At 61.8% G+C, this 13,390-nt stretch carries 9 protein-coding genes, 2 tRNA genes and 1 pseudogene; 6 read left to right on the top strand and 6 right to left on the bottom strand.

The genetic code is table 11. The features are described 5' to 3' along the window. Window positions 1–27 precede the first annotated feature (27 nt). Both infB and nusA read right to left on the bottom strand, forming a co-directional pair. The gene (infB, locus tag CFE428DRAFT_RS08575; protein ID WP_006979116.1) at window positions 28–2,205 is read right to left on the bottom strand and encodes a translation initiation factor IF-2; all 2,178 of its coding nucleotides are present in this window, start codon (window positions 2,203–2,205) and stop codon (window positions 28–30) included. 31 nt (window positions 2,206–2,236) lie between these two features. Then, window positions 2,237–3,502 (bottom strand): transcription termination factor NusA, encoded by a 1,266-nt coding sequence (nusA, locus tag CFE428DRAFT_RS08570; RefSeq protein ID WP_006979115.1) that lies wholly within the window; start codon window positions 3,500–3,502, stop codon window positions 2,237–2,239. A 181-nt stretch (window positions 3,503–3,683) separates the two neighbouring features. Here nusA and CFE428DRAFT_RS08565 point away from each other — a divergent pair, with 181 nt between their 5' ends. After that, window positions 3,684–4,379 (top strand): HAD-IA family hydrolase, encoded by a 696-nt coding sequence (locus tag CFE428DRAFT_RS08565; RefSeq protein ID WP_006979114.1) that lies wholly within the window; start codon window positions 3,684–3,686, stop codon window positions 4,377–4,379. On the opposite strand, the gene CFE428DRAFT_RS08560 is transcribed toward CFE428DRAFT_RS08565, so the two are convergent. After that, window positions 4,339–5,709 (bottom strand): tetratricopeptide repeat protein, encoded by a 1,371-nt coding sequence (locus tag CFE428DRAFT_RS08560; RefSeq protein ID WP_157447461.1) that lies wholly within the window; start codon window positions 5,707–5,709, stop codon window positions 4,339–4,341. The genes CFE428DRAFT_RS08565 and CFE428DRAFT_RS08560 overlap by 41 nt on opposite strands. Here CFE428DRAFT_RS08560 and CFE428DRAFT_RS08555 point away from each other — a divergent pair. After that, window positions 5,695–5,766: transfer RNA gene (locus tag CFE428DRAFT_RS08555), tRNA-Lys, on the top strand. The two genes, CFE428DRAFT_RS08560 and CFE428DRAFT_RS08555, sit on opposite strands and share 15 nt — an antisense overlap. An 86-nt stretch (window positions 5,767–5,852) precedes the next feature. On the opposite strand, the pseudogene CFE428DRAFT_RS41520 reads toward CFE428DRAFT_RS08555, so the two are convergent. Then, window positions 5,853–6,191: pseudogene (locus CFE428DRAFT_RS41520) on the bottom strand (PIN domain-containing protein); the annotation flags it as partial. Between CFE428DRAFT_RS41520 and CFE428DRAFT_RS08550 the strand changes: the two are divergent. Together CFE428DRAFT_RS08550 and CFE428DRAFT_RS33285 are read left to right on the top strand one after the other, a co-directional pair. Then, complete coding sequence (locus tag CFE428DRAFT_RS08550; protein ID WP_157447460.1) at window positions 6,079–7,791, top strand: hypothetical protein; 1,713 nt, start codon at window positions 6,079–6,081, stop codon at window positions 7,789–7,791. The pseudogene CFE428DRAFT_RS41520 and the gene CFE428DRAFT_RS08550 overlap by 113 nt on opposite strands. Next, window positions 7,776–10,187: an Ig-like domain-containing protein gene (locus CFE428DRAFT_RS33285; RefSeq protein ID WP_049975585.1), complete on the top strand. Its 2,412-nt coding sequence runs from the start codon at window positions 7,776–7,778 to the stop codon at window positions 10,185–10,187. The genes CFE428DRAFT_RS08550 and CFE428DRAFT_RS33285 overlap by 16 nt, the downstream gene beginning before the upstream one ends. 180 nt (window positions 10,188–10,367) lie before the next feature. Here CFE428DRAFT_RS33285 and CFE428DRAFT_RS08540 read toward each other — a convergent pair. Continuing rightward, window positions 10,368–10,443, bottom strand: a tRNA-Lys gene (locus CFE428DRAFT_RS08540). A 151-nt stretch (window positions 10,444–10,594) separates the two neighbouring features. Between CFE428DRAFT_RS08540 and CFE428DRAFT_RS08535 the strand changes: the two genes are divergently transcribed. Together CFE428DRAFT_RS08535 and CFE428DRAFT_RS08530 are read left to right on the top strand one after the other, a co-directional pair. Next, the gene (locus CFE428DRAFT_RS08535; protein WP_006979110.1) at window positions 10,595–11,359 is read left to right on the top strand and encodes a response regulator; all 765 of its coding nucleotides are present in this window, start codon (window positions 10,595–10,597) and stop codon (window positions 11,357–11,359) included. Beyond that, a complete protein-coding gene (locus CFE428DRAFT_RS08530; RefSeq protein WP_006979109.1) occupies window positions 11,352–11,717 on the top strand; it encodes a response regulator in 366 nt (121 codons plus the stop codon). The genes CFE428DRAFT_RS08535 and CFE428DRAFT_RS08530 overlap by 8 nt, the downstream gene beginning before the upstream one ends. 19 nt (window positions 11,718–11,736) lie before the next feature. Here CFE428DRAFT_RS08530 and CFE428DRAFT_RS08525 read toward each other — a convergent pair whose 3' ends face one another. Beyond that, on the bottom strand, window positions 11,737–13,212 hold the full coding sequence (locus CFE428DRAFT_RS08525; protein WP_157447459.1) for a putative Na+/H+ antiporter: 1,476 nt from the start codon (window positions 13,210–13,212) through the stop codon (window positions 11,737–11,739). Window positions 13,213–13,390 lie beyond the last annotated feature (178 nt).

Below are 13,390 nucleotides of genomic sequence, written 5' to 3'. Positions count from 1 at the left end.
TCAACTCTCAACTATCAACTTAATCCGTCACAGCTTTTGAGCGATTTTTTCGAGAGTGTAGCACTCGATGACGTCGCCGACTTCGTAGTCGTTGAAATCGCCGAGTTTGATACCGCATTCGAGGCCGCTGCGGACTTCCTTCACGTCGTCCTGGAAACGGCGCAGCGTAGCAAAGCCGCCGTCGTAAATCGGCGTGCGCCCCCGGAGCACGCGGGCTCGGGCGGTGCGGGCGAGGCGTCCATCGGTGACGGCACAGCCGGCGACCAAACCCTTGGTCAACTCGAAGACCTTGCGGACTTCGGCGTGGCCGATGACGGTTTCGCGCGTCTCCGGATCGAGCATGCCGGCCATCGCTTCCTTCACCTGATCGATGAGTTCGTAGATGATCGAGAAGAGCTTGATCGGGACGTTCTCGCGCTTGGCAACCTGCGCCGCGGTGCTCTCCACCTTGACGTTGAAGCCGATGACGATGGCGTTCGAAGCCGTGGCGAGCAGGATGTCGGATTCGCTGATCGGCCCGACCGCGCTGTGCACGATCTCGAGGTCGATCTTCTTGCTCTCGATCTGCTCCAGCGAGTTGACGAGCGCTTCCAGCGAGCCCTGCACGTCGCCCTTGATGATGACGAAAAGCCTCTTCTTCTGGCCGTCGGCGAGACTGGCGAAAAGATTTTCCAAGGTGGCGCGCGCCGGGGTGGCCAGCTTGTGCATGCGATCCTCGGACTGGCGCTCGGCGCTCAGCGATTTGGCCGCACGATCGCTCTCCATGACGACGAAGTCATCGCCGGCATTCGGCAGACCGGAGAAACCGAGCACCTTTACCGGAGTAGAAGGACCGGCTTCCTTGATCGGCTTGCCCAAATCATCGATGAGCGACTTCACCTTGCCGTCGAAGTTGCCGCAGATGAAGGAATCGCCCACCTTGAGCGTGCCCATGCGAACGATGATGGTCGCGGTCGGGCCGCGGCCTTGCTCGATCTGCGCTTCGATGACGGTGCCGCGCGGCGTCTGCTGCGAGCTGGCCTTGAGCTCGAGCATTTCGGACTCGAGCAGGATGCGGTCGAGCAAATCACTGACGCCCTGGCCCTTGATCGCGGAGACCGGACACATGCCGATGTCACCACCCCAGTCTTCGGGCTGGAGGCCCTTGTCCTGGAGCTGGCCCTTGACCTTGTCGAGATTCGCGCCAGGCGCGTCCATCTTGGTAATCGCGACGATGATTTTCACCTTCGCCGCCTTGGCGTGGTTCAGCGCCTCGATGGTCTGCGGCATGATGCCGTCATCCGCCGCCACGACGAGCACGACGATGTCGGTGACATTCGCGCCGCGAGCACGCATGGCCGTGAAGGCGGCGTGGCCGGGGGTATCGAGGAAAGTAATGCGATGATTGTTGTGCATCACACTGTAGGCGCCGATGTGCTGCGTGATGCCGCCGGCTTCGCCCGCCGCGACACGTGTCTTGCGGATCGCATCCATGAGCGTGGTCTTGCCGTGGTCGACGTGGCCCATGAACGTGACGATGGGTGCACGCATGGTGAGCTCGGCCGGCTTCGGCTTGGGAGCGACTTTCGGCGGTTCCTTGGGCGGTTCAGGCTTATGAACGCCGCCGCCTTCCTTCCGCTTTTCCTTCTCGAAAACGAGACCGTGCTTCACGCACACCTTCGCGGCGATGTCCGCTTCAATCGTCTGATTGATCGCGGCAAAGATGTTCATGTCCATCAAATCCTTGATGAGCTGGAACGGCTTCACATTCATCGCCGTCGCCAGCTCCTTCACGGTGAAGGGCGGCTTGAGATGGATGACTTTTTCGTCGCTGGGCGGAGCCGGGGCGGCGGGCGCTTCTGGAGCGGGCGCCACAGGAGCCGCTTCAGCAGCGGGAGCCGGCTCAGGCGCGGCCGGTTCCGGCGCGGGCGGCGGGGCGACCGGAGCTTTCGGCGCTTCCGGCGCGAGAATCCTCGAAATGGGAATTCGATTATCGAGGGTCGACGCCGTACGGGGACGCTTTACCTTCTTCGGCCCGTCGATGAGCGAAACGGTTTCCGGCTTGGCCGCCTTGGGAGCTGGTGCAGGTGCTTCTTCCTTTTTGCCTTTATCAGCAGCAGCAGCGCCGGCTTTGGCCGGGGTCTTCGGGGCAGCACCAGCCTTCGACGGCTTTTCGTCGTCGGCTTTCTTCGCGCCCGCTTTGTTTGTGGTCTTGGTGGATGGCATCAAAAGTTCTTTGGAAATTGGTTTTCATGGCCTACTGCGTGGAGGCCAGCGAGCCGCTTGCGCGCTTCGCCGCAGTTTGAATCTCGGTCGCTTTCTCGAGTGGAATGCCGACGGTGTCGGCAATATCCTGGGGCTCAACTTCAGTGAGCGTCTCCAGCGTGCTCAGGCCACCCTTGACGAGTGAGACCGCGACTGCTTGATCGATGCCCAAGGCATCGGCCAGCGTCTTCGCCGCTTTGCCGACGCGCTCGTTGAAGTCTTCGATCACCGACTTGTCCTGCTCGATGTTGATATCCCAGCCGGTGAGCCGGGAGGTCAGCCGCGCGTTCTGACCGCGCTTGCCGATCGCCAGCGAGAGCTGGTCTTCATCGACTTTGATCAAAATGTTCTTCTTCGATTCGTCGAGCGTCACGCTCTTCACCTTCGCGGGCTTGAGCGCCTCGAGGACGAACTCCTTCGTATCCGAGCTCCAGCGGATGATATCGACCTTCTCGTTGTTCAGCTCGCGGACGATATTCTTCACGCGCGCGCCGCGCATGCCGACGCAGGCGCCGACGGGGTCAACTTTGTCATTCGCGCTCCACACGGCAATCTTGGTGCGATGGCCGGCTTCACGGGCGATGCCCTTGATCTCGACGGTGCGGTCGGCGATCTCGCTGACTTCGGTCTCGAAGAGGCGGCGGACGAAATTCGGGTGGCTGCGGCTGATGATGATTTCCGGGCCGCGGGCACCATTCTGTACGGCCACGACATAGGCGCGAATGCGGTCGCCGACATTGTAATCCTCGGTCTGCACACGCTCTTTGTTGGGCATCACGGCCTCGAACTTGCCGAGGTCGACGACGACATCAAGGCGCTCAAAACGGCGCACCGTGCCGCTGACGATCTCGCCGGCGCGATCCTTGAACTCGTCGTAAATCATCTCCTTTTCCGCCTGCCGGATACGCTGCATCATGGCCTGCTTGGCGGTCTGGGCGGCAATACGCCCGAAATCCCGCGGAGTAACGGGCACCTCGAGCTCTTCGCCGAGTTGCACGTCGTTCTTGAACTTCTTCGCCAGGTCAAGTTTGATCTCGTCGTGCTTGTTCTCGACCTTCTCGACGACGATCAGCTTGGCGTAAACCTTCATTTCCCCCGATTTGGGGTCGATATCGACACGCAAATCCTTGGCCGGGCCGACCGCTTTGCGGGCCGCCGCCAGTACAGCATTATTGATCGCTTCCAGGAGCACTTCCCGCTTAATGCCCTTGTCGCGCTCAAAGAAGTCGAGGCCTGCTAGGATTTCACTGTTCATCATAGTTCAATTTTCCGCATCCGGAGACAAAAAAAAGTGGGCGTTAAACCCACTTGGCAAGCGCCGGAGTTGGAGGGTCAAGATACCCCTCCTCTATAGAAGCGTCAAGGTGGAATGCCTCTTTAAGCGAGGCGCCCATCCCCTGCCGATTTGTCCCCCAACCGGACCCGCAATTCCCGCATCCGTGACCAAGACCATCTTCTTCGACGCCGCCGGCACCCTCTTTCATTTGCCCAAGGGGGTCGGCTGGCATTACCGGGACGTCGCCGCCCGTTTTGGATGTCATCTGGATGCGGATGCCCTGGCGCACGCCTTTCGCACAGGGTGGAAACAGATGCCGGTCCGCCCCGCAACCCGCTTTCCCCGGCAGGACGATGACAAAGGGTGGTGGTTTTCCCTCGTCGAGCAGGTGCTTGCCCAATGCGGCGTGTCTCAAGAGCAATTGCCGCGTTTTGCTTACTTTGAGCAGCTCTATACAGAGTTTACCCAACCAAACATCTGGGAACTGTATCCGGAGACCCTGGAGGTGCTCACCCAACTCCGGTCCCACTACCGCCTCGGGGTCATCTCCAACTTCGACGGCCGCCTTCGCCCGATTCTGGATAACCTCGGCCTGACCGGCTTTTTCGACCCGATCGTCATTTCCAGTGAAGTCGGCGCGGACAAACCCGACCCATGGATCTTTCAACGGGCCCTCACCTTGGCCGGCACCGGCCCTGCAGAAGCCCTCCACGTCGGCGATGAACCGCGCTCCGATTGGCAAGGCGCCGAAGCCGCCAATATCCAGGTCTTCCGCCTGGAACGTCCGCTCAATTCCCTGCGAGACCTGCCTGGCTTCCTCAAAGCGTCCGACGCCTCCACACTCGTCGCGCAGCAGTAATTCTACATCCCCGTCCGCTTCTTGATCCGCGTGATATTCTCCCGCGCGAAATCCCGCTGATCCACCGGCAAACTCGGATCATCCAGCGCCACCATGAACGCCTCGACCGCCCGCGTCGCATCGCCCATCGCCGTATACGCCTGCCCGAGGTAAGCTGATAACCCCCTATCGGTCGCCCCTCCGCCCCGGCCTGCGCGATCAGCTTCCCCAGCGAATCCACCTCGGCCTGATACGCGTGTGCCTCATGGGCGATCTTCGCGTGATAAAACAGCAGGTTCGGATCATTCGGCAGCTTTTCAATCAACTCCGACGACAGCGCGTACGCCTCGCTGTAGCGCCGCGTCCCGTAAAGGATTTGCGTCTTCGTCGCCAGCGCCGGCAGGAATTGCTTATCCACCGAAAGCGCCCGCTCCACCTGCTCCATAGCCTGACGCCATTCCCCGCGGCCCAGATAATACGTCGCCAGCGCATTCGCCCCGTGCGGTTCATTCGGCGCTATGTGCGACGCCTCGTCGAGCAATGCCTTGCCCGCATCCGCCTGTTTCGCCGCGAAGAGCTTCACCGCTGTCTCGGCCAGCACCTCCGCCCGGTCGCGGGCCCGGCTCCTGGCAAAACGCGCGCGCACCGGTGCAAAATCGGCGAGTTCCCACGGGCGCCCACTGTCGCGCCGGAAAATCATGCTCGTGTGATCCACGTACCTCAGCGTCCAGTCCTTCGTCTCGTTGAGATGGTCGAGCAGCGGCTTGTATTCGCTCGGATCACCGGTTAGCAGCAGCGCATCGAAGCGATATTTGCGGTCGAGTTGGCGAAATAGCTGCGGATTCTCCACCGCCTGCATCAGCCCGCGCGAGCGATCCGACTCCGGATTGCGATCCTCCGGCGCGAGCAAATCCGGTCGCAACGACAGCAGCCACGGCTTGGCGCGTCCATTGTAGTAAAGCGACTTCGCCTGCAACCCCTCCAGCGCGAGCTGCGGCGAATCCAGCAGCGGATTCCGGTGCGAGAACCACCCCGACCAGGCCCCCACACCCGCGACAATCCCCGCGAGCAAGAGCACAACGAGAACGATGGCGAGCATGCGACGGGTGCGGAAAAAAGCGGCGAGGTCAGTCATGGGTGGCGCGGAGCGGAAGAGCGTCTGGAAATGGAAGCGGAATTGCGTGGCACGGATTTGCAGCGTGGGCAAGGCGCGATTCCCTCTTATCCGGCGGACGGTTGAATCGAGATTCGGCGCGCGCGCGTGGAATTCCACCCGATTTAGTCCTTGCGTCACCCGCCGCGGTGAATTATCCATCCGCCCCTTCCAAAACCAGCCGGGTTGGTAGCTCAATGGTAGAGCAGCGCCCTTTTAAGGCGTTGGTTGAGGGTTCGAGTCCCTCCCAACCCACTGTTGGAAATCGCTCTGGAACCCGCATGAATACTGAGAGGCCCCAGCCACTCCGCGACTGTCTTGAGCGCCGAGGGATATCGGAATTCACTCAATACACCCGGCGGAGTTAGCACCTCGTTGAAAATGGACGGGAGAACTGCAATCTCTCCGATCAGGCAGAGATAATGGATCGGCGAAGTGTCGGAGACAACCGTAACACGGCACCTGCCGTCGCCGGAAACGCGACGGTGGAGGCGTCGCCCGGAAAAAAAAGTCGTTACATTCAACGGACTTTTAGGGAAAAGGCTCCGCCCTTTTTTGCGTCCCCCAATGACACGGCTCGTCCCAAGGCAGGCTGCGTGGCTCGTCCTCTGGACGATGTGTCTGGCTTTTTGCGCGGCGGTTCCGTCGCCGGCGCTCGCGGGAACATGGCAGGCGCTCACGAATTCACCACCGGCCGGAGGGGGGCTCATGGAATTGCTCGGGGATGGGACGATCATGGTCCAGAACGGCGGTGGCAACGCGTGGTACCGGCTCACACCGGACATCCACGGCAGCTACGCGAATGGCACGTGGACGACGCTCAGCTCGATGAACAGCACCCGGCTCTACAATTCCACGCAGGTGCTGATGGATGGCCGGCTCTTCACGGCCGGCGGCGAGTACGGCACCGGCGATACCACCGCGGAGGTCTACGATCCGAAGCTGAATACCTGGACGTTGACGCCGGCGTCGGGGCAGACGTTTTCGGATGCGGTGTCGGAGATTCTGGCCAATGGCACGGTGCTCGTCGCCCCGGTTTCCGGCCCGGATTCCACCATTATTTACGACCCCCTCGCCAATAGCTGGACCGCCGGCCCGGCGACGCTCCACGGCCAGGATGAAGTGCCTTGGGTGAAACTGCCCGATGGGAGCATCCTCACCGTCGACGGCAGCAGCAATGCCGAGCGCTACATCCCCTCCCTCAATCAATGGGTCGCCGATGCGAATACGCCGGTCGTCATGTACAGCGGCGGCGAAACCGGGTGCGGCCACTTGCTGGCCAATGGCACGGTCTTCTTTCGCGGCTACACCCACACGCTCATTTACACGCCGAGCGGCACGAGCAGCCCGGGCACATGGGTCCAGGGTCCGGATGTCCCCAATGGCCTCAACTGCGGCGATTCGCCAGGCTGTGTGATGGTGAATGGCCGCGTGCTCTTTGCCGCGGACTCCGCTTACGTCGGCGGTTCGACGAGCTTCTTTGAATACGATCCGGTGGCGAATGCGATGACCCAGGTCAATGGGCCCACCGGCCAGAATTCAACGGCGGCAGCTTATGTGATGAAAATGCTGGCGTTGCCCGATGGCAATGTGCTGATGGCGATCGGCGGCACGTTCTACGTCTATACGCCCACCGGCTCCGCGCTCTCCGCCTGGCAGCCGACGATCTCCGGTATTTCGCACAATGCCGATGGCTCGTACCTGCTGACCGGCACGCTCCTCAATGGCTTTACCGAGGGTGCGGCTTACGGCGACGATTGGCAGATGGCCACGAATCGCCCGGTAGTGCGATTTACGGACAGCTCCGGCAATATTTTCTACGCGCACACTTATAATTGGAGCAACACTGGTGTGCAGACCGGCAGCACCGCGGTCACGACGCAATTCACCCTTCCGCTGAATCTGCCCGCGGGCACTTACTCGGTGGTCGCCGTGGCCAACGGCATTGCCTCGGCGCCGGTGCAATTGACCACGCCATACGTCGCCGGCGATGCCGCGCCCACGGTCGCGACGGCGGCGGCCGCGTCGCCCAGCCCGGTCACCGGCACCACCACGGCGCTGTCCGTGCTCGGCGCGGATACCGACGGCGGCGGCGAATCCAACCTGACTTACACGTGGGTCACGACATCGGCGCCCCACCGGTGTGCCCACGCCATCCTTCTCCGCCAATGGGACCAATGCGGCGAAGAACATCACGGCCACGTTTCATCACGCGGGCGCCTACACCTTGACCGTCACGATCACGGACTCCCAGCGGACTCGCCGTGCAGAGCAGCGTGAACGTGACCGTGAACCAGACGCTCAACAGTGTGACCGTCTCACCCGCCGTCGCCAATTTGACCACCGGCCAGACGCAGCAGATCACGGCCACCGGCCTGGATCAATTTGGCAACAGCATGACCGCCCAGCCTTCCTTTACCTGGGCGCTTACCTCGGGCGGGGGCAGCGTGAGTGCCGGCGGTCTCTACACTTCGCCCGCGACCGGCACGCAGGCGGTGGTCACGGCCACGACCGGAACGCTGAGCGCGTCGGCTACGGTCAATGTGGTGATCGCCCCCTGGGTTTCCGTGGATATCAATTCACCGGCCCTGACCGGCTCGGGTTACAACAGCGCCGGAACTTTCACGGTGAGTGGCGAAGGCAATGATATCTGGGGCACGGCCGACCAATTCCATTACGTGTATCAAACGATGGGTGGCGATGGGGTCATCATCGCTCGCGTCGCCACGCAGCAGAATACCGCTGGGTGGGCCAAGGCCGGGGTGATGATTCGCGAAAGCACGGCTGCGGGCGCGGCCAATGCCTTCATGGGCATCAGCCCGAGCAATGGGACCACGTTCCAGTGGAGAACCACTACCGGCTCCAGCAGCAATTTTCACAGCACCGGCGGCCGCGTCGCCCCCTACTGGGTGAAACTCGTCCGCAGCGGCAGTACTTTCACCGGCTATGCGTCGCCCGATGGAACGACCTGGACTCAGCAGAGTTCGCAGACCGTGACGCTCGCCACCGCCACCCCGCTGATCGGCCTGGCGGTGTGCAGTCACAATACCAGCGCACTCTGCCAGGCCACCTTCGACAATATCTCGCTGATGATCGCCGAGGACGACATCCTGAACGTAAATCCCGGCATGCCGGGCACGGTGAATGTCCTGACCAATGACACCGGACCCGCGGGTGCTACCCTGACCGTAACCAATTACACCCAGCCCGCCAAAGGCACGCTGGTGAATAATGGCAGCGGCAGTTTCACCTACACGTCAAACTCCGGAGCCATCGGAACCGATTCGTTCACCTACACGGTCAGCGACGGCAAAGGCGACTCCGCAACGGCCACGGTCACCATCTTCATTGCCGGTCTCCAGGCGGATTACAAATTCGACGAAGGGACGGGCACCAGCAGCGCCGACGCCACGGGCGACGGTTACACCAGCACCCTGAACGGCGCCACCTGGACCAGCGGCATCGAAGGCACCGGCGGGCTGGCTTTTGCCAGTTCGAGCAGCAGTTACGCCAGCATCCCGGCGCTGAACCTGCACACCAACACCCTGACGATTACCGGTTGGATCAACCGGAATGGTTCGCAAAATACTTATACCGGGATCGTCTTCTGCCGCGCCGGCACCACGACCTGCGGCCTGAGTTTCGGCTCCGCCAATGAACTCCGTTACAATTGGAACAACGTCTCCGCTACTTACAATTGGAACTCCGGTTTGGTCACACCCGCGGGCCAGTGGACTTTTGTGGCCCTGGTGATTACACCCAGCAATGCGACGATCTACATGCAGCCGCTGGGTGGCGCCATGCAATCGGCTACCAAGGCTGTGGCCAATACCGCCGCGGCCTTTGATGGGGTTACAGATATCGGGACCGATCCGCTAAACAACACGCGCTATTTCAACGGCTCGATGGATGAGGTGCGCATTTACAATACCTCGCTCAGTGCCCCCGCCATCGCCGCTCTAGCCATCGCCACACCGACCGTCACCAATCCCGCCGCGGCAGGGGCCAGCCCGGTGACTTCCTTCAGCACCACACTCTCGGCGCTCGGGGCGAGCAATATCTATTCTGCGTCGAGCCTCAACTACACGTGGGTCGCGACGAGTTATCCCGCCGGAATCGCCGCTCCCACCTTCTCGGTGAATGGCAGCAACACCGCCGCGAATAGCACGGTCACGCTTTATCAATCCGGAAATTACAGCTTCCAGGTGACGATCGCCGATCCCGACGGCGGGACGACCACGAGCGCCGTGAATGTGACCGCCACATTGCCTCCCTTCGATGACTGGCTCGGGCGGAACTTCGGCACGAATGCCACCAATGCCGCCATCGCGGGCCCGGCCACCGATCCCGACGGCGACGGCCTGAGCAACCTGCTCGAATACGCGCTGGCGACCAGTCCGACCACGTCCAATTTCGCACCCATCACGACCGACACCGAGACGGCCTCAGGCCAAAAGTATCTCCGGCTGACGATTCCGAAGAATGCGAATGCGACAGATATTCAATACATCGTGGAAGCCACGAGCACGCTGGGCCCCACGCCCAACTGGAGCAGCACCGGACTGGTCACGGAAACGAATACCGCGACGCAATTGATCGTGCGCGATAACGTGCCAATCGCGTCAGGAGTTCCCCGATTCCTGCGTCTGCGCGTCGTGCTGCCGGCCGGCGGTTGAGCGTCAGAGGTGAAGTCTAGTTTCCTGCCGGGGTTGGGACCGACCCTATCATCGAACGTACGCTTGTCGGAGGCAACCCAGCGAGAGTCATTCGTTCGATCGCCGAGTGAGGATTCGGAGCTGAAGGGGGGCGACCATCGGTCGCATAACACAACCTCTTCACCATCACCGACTTGGAGATGGTGGACCGTGAAGGAATCGAACCTTCAACCTAGTGATTAAGAGTCACTTGCTCTGCCAATTGAGCTAACGGTCCAGTGCGAGGCGGGCGAGATAGATAACGCACCTTTCCGGATGCACAAGGATATTTTGCACTCAATTTTTTCGCCGGGCACGAATCATTCTGTAAATTTCCGAAGAATCTCCTGCACATCCCCCACGTCGATGCTAAACGTTTCGCCCCTGCAATGAGCCACAAAAGAGTCCTCCTCATCCACGAAGATCGCCTGCTCGCCAATCTTTTCCGGGAAAAGATCGAAGGGGCGAACCTGGGCGTGGACGTCGCGCACGATGCGGAGTCCGCGCTGAAGTCCGTGGAGGAACGGGCGCCGGAGGCCATCGTCATGGATCCGGTGATTCCCGGGCCGGAGCTGACCAAGCTCATCGGGCAATTGCGCGAACGTGCCGGCCAGTCTGCCCTGCCAGTGATCGTCCTGCCCAATTCGCGCTCGGTCTACGCCGAGGCAGCCCAGGATGCGAACGCCGTCTCGCTGACCCGGGGCGTAAACCCGGTCGCCGAAATTCTCGATGCGCTGCAGACGGCGCTGAAGATGGAAAATACCGCGGCGGCCAGCAAGGGCCTCGCCTTTCGCGCCGAGGAGGCCTGGTTGAGGATGAGCCTCGGAGCCGGCCCGGAAGTGCTCACGGCGTTGCGCCGGGCGCTGCACGAGATCAGCCGCGAAGGCAGTACGCCGGCCGCGGCCCGGGAGTTTTATCAGCGGGTGCACGCCTTTGCCGAAGAAATGTCCGTGCTGGGACAGCGGCCGCTCTTCTGTCTGGCCGCGCAGATCGAGGCGCTCGCCTACGATCTTCACGCGTTTCCTGAGCAGATCAATCCCTCCATTCTCCGCACCCTGAGCCAGGCGCTTGATTTCTTCGCAGGGCTCCTGCCGGACACGGTGCGCAACCGGTTGAAAGGACCCAAGTGCGGCGCAAGTATTGATCGTGGATGACGAAGAAGGCGCGCGCAAAATCATCATGGCCGCGATGCGGCTGGGAAATTTGAAATCGGTCGCGGCGGATACGCCGACCACCGCGCTGGCGGCGCTGGGCGTCCAGGGATTCGACCTGATCTTCCTCGATGTCGGCCTGCCGGAAATGACCGGTTTCGAACTCTGCTCAAAAGTGCGCATGCTCCCGCTGCACGAAAAGACGCCGATCGTTTTCATCACGGGCATGGCCACGTTCCAAAACCGCGTGCAATCGAGCCTCAGTGGCGGCAACGACTTCGTCGGCAAACCGTTCAATATCTCGGAGCTCGGGCTAAAGGCGCTGATCTGGGTGTTCCGCGGGCAGCTTGGGCAGATCTAGGCTGCGGGAGGCGCTTCGATTAGAGCAAGGCAAGCGCGAGGCCGACGATCACTGTCGGAGCGAGGGCTCCGAGGAAGAGCTTGAGCGGTGAGATGCCGCCGTCGCCGAATTGCGCCTGCAGGATGGATTGGCCGGCGGGGTTGGGCGCGTTGGCGATGACGGTGAGACCGCCGCCGACCACTGCGCCGGCAACGACGGCGTAGCGCAAAACTTCGGAGAAGTCGGGGACCAGCGAGGCGAGATAAGTGATGGCCGCATTGTCGTTAACCGCCGTGAGGGCGGTCGCGCCGATCATCAGCGGCCAGCGATCGAGGCTCCCGAGCACCGGCGCGATCCACCACTGCTGTCCCCCGCCGTGCAGCACCAGCGCGGCGAGGAAAAAGCCGACCAGCAACGGGCCACGCAATTGGATCGGCGACTGATGGCGCTCGGTGGCTTCGACAAACGCGAGAAAGAAAAGAAAGCCAAGCACGACCAACGGCGGATAGTGCGAGGTGAGCACCGTCCAGGCGATGAAGAGCAAGTGCACCAGCGTGATGGGTGCGGGAACAGGAATCGGAGCGGTCGTTTCAGGCCAGGTTCCGGTCGAGAGGCGCCGGAAGCGCCCGCGCAGGATTACGAAGTGGGCGGCATTGGCCCCCACAATCCCGATGATGGCTTTCCAGCCGAAGTGGGTGAACAGGTAGCTCAGATCCCAGCCCCACGTCCGGGCCACCATCACCACGGGTGGCGCAGCGAAGTGGGTGAGCGTGCCGCCGACGGAGATATTCACAAAGAGCAGGCCGAGCGTCGCGTACTGCAAGACAGGATCGGGTTTCAGTTCGTAAAAGCGGCGGCGGAGCAGCAGCGCGCAAATGGTCATCGCCGCGGGCTCGGTGATGAATGATCCAAGGAGAGGGCCCACGGTGAGGATGGAGAGCCACCAGGCGGCCGGAGTACTTCCACCCAGCGCAGCCACCCGGGCGAGACACGCTTCCGCCAGGGTAAGAACCGGGCGGGAAGCGGCGATCGCCATGACTACCACGACAAAAACCGGCTCCGCATAGCTGGTGCGCGCAAAGTAGTCGACCATGACGGGCCAGCCCTTGAACACGGCCAGCGCGATGCCCAGCGGCACAGCCCAGATTCCAAAGACGGCTTCGATTTCGCCCATGAAATGAAAGAGCTGCGCCCGAAATCGGAATTGATCGCGCAGGCGATCGTGCGCCTCGCGCGTCGCCGCATCCCCCTGAGCGTCGCCAAGGGCTTCCAGATCACGCTGGTAGCGGTGCGAAACGGCCATGAAGCGCGAGGCCAGGAAAGTGTGGATGATCGCTCCGAGAAAAAGCACCGTCGCCAGGAGATTGAAAGGGTCCTGGTGAATGCGGTCCAGAAGCTTTGCCCCGACGCCCAGCGCACCGTCGTGGTAGCTGGCGAGCGGTCGCGGGAAGACTTCGCCCCCGGCAGTGTCCGCGGCCCTTCCATACGCGGTCGACCCGAGGAGCAACGCGATCAAAACGCCGGGACGGCAGAGACCGGCAACACGTGAACTTGGTGGGCGCATCGCGTCTGATGTAACGGACCTGCGCGCATTTGTCGGTGAGAAACTCCCTCTCTTCTATCGGGATCGTGTCTCATACAAAGAACGCAGGCCGGCTTCGAGTTGCGAAGCCGGCCCGGTTCAACCGAGGAAA

It is taken from the genome of Chthoniobacter flavus Ellin428 (assembly GCF_000173075.1).
GTDB classification, from domain to species: Bacteria; Verrucomicrobiota; Verrucomicrobiia; order Chthoniobacterales; family Chthoniobacteraceae; genus Chthoniobacter; species Chthoniobacter flavus.
The sequence above is the reverse complement of the archived record's forward strand: the minus strand, read 5'-3'. Positions and strand labels throughout refer to the sequence as shown.

Excerpts from the sequence above, each read along its gene's own strand:
- infB (WP_006979116.1), bottom strand. The coding sequence starts at position 2,205 with ATGCCATCCACCAAGACCACAAACAAAGCGGGCGCGAAGAAAGCCGAC.
- nusA (WP_006979115.1), bottom strand. The coding sequence starts at position 3,502 with ATGATGAACAGTGAAATCCTAGCAGGCCTCGACTTCTTTGAGCGCGAC.
- CFE428DRAFT_RS08550 (WP_157447460.1), top strand. The coding sequence starts at position 6,079 with ATGACACGGCTCGTCCCAAGGCAGGCTGCGTGGCTCGTCCTCTGGACG.
- CFE428DRAFT_RS08535 (WP_006979110.1), top strand. The coding sequence starts at position 10,595 with ATGAGCCACAAAAGAGTCCTCCTCATCCACGAAGATCGCCTGCTCGCC.